Origin of the sequence: Actinomadura sp. CNU-125 (assembly GCF_001942465.1) — a bacterium.
Lineage (GTDB): Bacteria > Actinomycetota > Actinomycetes > Streptosporangiales > Streptosporangiaceae > Spirillospora.
In genome coordinates this window covers 1-2,162 of the sequence record NZ_MKJY01000476.1, presented here as the reverse complement: position 1 = coordinate 2,162, position 2,162 = coordinate 1, and the positions used below count along the sequence as shown (strand labels likewise).

General features: G+C 75.8%; 2 protein-coding genes. Both read left to right on the top strand.

Annotated features, from left to right (window positions below; all coding sequences use genetic code 11):
* The coding region (locus BJF79_RS38045) for a UDP-N-acetylmuramoyl-L-alanyl-D-glutamate--2,6-diaminopimelate ligase (RefSeq protein ID WP_075904643.1) at positions 1 to 1,295 on the top strand (1,295 nt) is incomplete at its 5' end.
* Positions 1,292 to 2,162 (top strand): UDP-N-acetylmuramoyl-tripeptide--D-alanyl-D-alanine ligase (gene murF / locus BJF79_RS38040; RefSeq protein WP_410050196.1); only part of this gene is annotated, 871 nt, incomplete at its 3' end. The genes BJF79_RS38045 and murF, both read left to right, overlap by 4 nt.

Genomic DNA, 2,162 nt, shown 5'->3' with positions numbered 1-2,162 from the left:
CCGCCGCGTCCGGCCTGCCGGTCCTGGTCGTCCCGGACGTCCGCGCCCGGCTCGGCGACGCGGCGGCGTGGGTGTACGGGGAGCCCGGCCGCGACATCACGCTCATCGGCGTCACCGGCACCAGCGGCAAGACCACCACGGTGTTCCTCGCCGAGGCGGGGCTGCGCGCCGCCGGGCTCGCGACGGGCCTGGTCGGCGGCGTCGAGATCCGCGCGGGCGGCGACACGGTGCCGAGCGCGCTGACCACGCCGGAGGCCACCGACCTGCACGCCCTGCTGGCGATGATGCGCGAGCGCGGCGTCGGCGCCGCCGCGATGGAGGTGTCCAGCCACGCGCTCGTCCAGGGCCGCGTCGGCGGCGCCCGGTTCGAGGTCGCGGTGTTCACGAACCTGTCCCAGGACCACCTGGACTACCACCCGACCATGCAGGACTACTTCCTCGCGAAGGCCCGGCTGTTCACCCCGGAGTACTCCCGCGTCGGCGTGGTCAACCTCGACGACCACTACGGCCGCGAGCTGCTGGAGATCGCGACCGTCCCCACCACGACGTTCTCCGCGTCGGGCGACCCGGGCGCCGACTGGCGCGCCGACGACGTGCGGCTCGGCGCGGACGGCGCGACGTTCCGGGTCGTCGGGCCCGGCGGCGTCGAGGCCGACGCGAGCGTGCTGCTCGCCGGCCCGTTCAACGTCGCGAACGCGCTCGCCGCGATCGTCGCGCTGGTGGAGGCCGGGATCACGCTGCAGGCCGCGGTGCGGGGCGTCGCGTCCTGCCCGGGCGTCCCCGGGCGGCTGGAGCGGGTCGACGAGGGGCAGGACTTCGTCGCCCTCGTCGACTACTCGCACAAGCCCGGCGCGGTGGAGGCCGTGCTGAACGCGCTGCGCCCGGTGACCGAGGGACGACTCGGGCTCGTGCTGGGCTGCGGCGGCGACCGCGACCGCGGCAAGCGCCCGCTCATGGGGGAGGCGGCGCTGCGGCTGTCCGACATGGCGTATTTCACGAACGACAATCCCCGGTCGGAAGATCCACTCGCCATCCTCACCGCTATGGTCGAGGGCGGGCTCAAGGTGCCGCAGCCGCAGCGGGCGCACGTCGTGGTGGAACCCGACCGTGCCGCCGCCATCGCGCTGGCCGTCGGCCGGGCCCGTCGCGGCGACGTCCTGGTCATCGCGGGTAAAGGGCACGAGCAGGGTCAGAACGTGGCCGGCGAGGTGCATCCGTTCGACGACCGCGAGGTCGTCCGCGCCGCACTGCGGCGCCACCTGGACGAGATGAGAGGGGCGGGGACGCAGGCGTGATCCCACTTCCGCTGTCGACGATCGCGGAGATCACGGAGGGGACCGTGCACGGCGGGCCCCCGGACGCCGTGGTGCGCGGCCCCGTGATCGTCGACTCCCGAGCGGCCGAGCCCGGGGCGCTGTTCGCGGCGCTGCCGGGCGAACGCGCCGACGGGCACGACTTCGCCCCCGCCGCGCTCGCGGCCGGGGCCGCCGGGGTGCTCGCGCGGCACCCCGTGGACGGACCCGCCGTGCTGGTCCGCGACGTGCGGGAGGCGCTCGGGCGGCTCGCCCGCGGCGTCCTGGACCGGCTCCCGGACACGACCGTGGCCGCGGTCACCGGGTCCGCCGGCAAAACCTCCACCAAGGACCTCATCGCGCAGGTCGTCGGCCGCGCGGGGCCGACGGTGTTCCCGCCCGGATCGTTCAACAACGAGATCGGGCTGCCGCTGACCGTGCTGCGCGCCGACGCCGGCACCCGGCACCTGGTGCTGGAGATGGGCGCCCGCGGCGTCGGCCACATCGCCTACCTCACCGGCATCGCGCGGCCCGACGTCGGCGTCGTCCTGAACGTCGGGACGGCGCACGTCGGCGAGTTCGGCAGCCGCGAGATGATCGCCAAGGCCAAGGGCGAGATGGTGGAGGCGCTCGCGCCCGGCGGCACCGCGGTCCTCAACGCCGACGATCCCCTCGTCGCCGCGATGGCGTCCCGCACCGACGCGTCCGTCGTCACGTTCGGGCGGTCCGCGGACGCGACCGTCCGGGCCGCGGACGAGACGCTGGACGAGCGGGGCCGCGCCCGGTTCACCCTCGTGACCCCCGAGGGGGCGGCGCCGGTCGCGCTGCGCCTGCCTTGGCCCGCACGCCGTCCCGAACGTGCTGGCCGCC